At 32.2% G+C, this 1,175-nt stretch carries 1 protein-coding gene; it reads right to left on the bottom strand.

The window, feature by feature from the left end:
* Positions 1-1,175: 7TMR-DISM family protein (locus tag AC1DPZ_RS27665; RefSeq protein WP_477409572.1), on the bottom strand; the 1,175-nt coding region annotated here is incomplete at both ends.

The following is a 1,175-nucleotide window of genomic DNA, read 5'->3' as shown; positions in this document are numbered from 1 at the left end:
ACTTTATTTTCCAAAAGGATATTCTGCTGTATTGTTAAACGTTCATTTTCCTTCGCTACCGCAATTGCAAAATTTTGAATGTCAATTTTTTCATTTCTGTAAAAATTGATTTTATCGGCCAAAGCAGCCGAAAATAATATGAGTTCAATTACCAAACCAAAAGGTATAATATTGGCAGTAAATGCATTGTAAGGGATAAGATCTTTATTGCGTGCAAAGGAAAGTAACAGGCTTATTAAAAATAAACTCCAGGCCAGCATAAACAGTTTTGCTGGTTTAAATCCCTTTAAGTAAAGTTGTGAACCAATAAAAAGCAAGTACATCGCAGTAATTACCAAACCCCAGTTAACTAAACTATAGGCAAAAGCTACAAAGCCGCCTAAAATGGCCACAAAAACTATGGCGAATAATGCATATAACAATAAATGAATTTTGTAGCCCTTATTTAAATTTTGTTTCAGCTGTAAAAATTCCCCGGTAAAAAGTAATACCGATAAACCAAAGCACATTCTTACCAATGGTGTGATATAATTGTTAATGAAAATTTTATTATCGGTAAAATAATTTCCATAACCACGCAGCAGTGTTTGCGAAGCGCCAAGAAAAATAATGTAAAATATATAATACAGGTAGCTCATATCGCCAACTATGAAAAGCAGCAGTAAATTGTAGAATGCACTGAGAAGCAATATGCCTATAAATGCACCATATATTATGTTTTCAATATTCCTGCTTTTAATAAAGGTTACTTCGCTGTAAACTTTTACAGGTATTACAGCGGGAAGATTACTTTTAATACGTAAATAAATAGTATTTGACGTTCCCTGTACGATAGGGCATCTTATATAAGTAATATTTCTGGATTCAAGCTCATTCTGCTGATCTTCTGCTACAAAGTGATATGTTTTAAAGTTTTTCTTGTCAGAATAATAAAGATCAAATTCATCAATAATACTTGGATCGATACTAATTATTATAAAAGGTTTTGTGCCGTTGTTTTTAAGATTGAACTTTATCCACGTTGCTGATTTGTAATGTTTTAAAATAGGCAGGGAGTTGCTGCTTGTATGAAAACCAGGGCTTTTTAAAACCTGGTTTATTGATAAGTGTGCACCTGGATCATCAAGTTCATAAAAATAATGGTTGTTTAACAGTTGCGATGTGTTTTCATAAAC

The organism is Mucilaginibacter sp. P4_G9 (assembly GCF_056400985.1).
The sequence above is the reverse complement of the archived record's forward strand: the minus strand, read 5'-3'. Positions and strand labels throughout refer to the sequence as shown.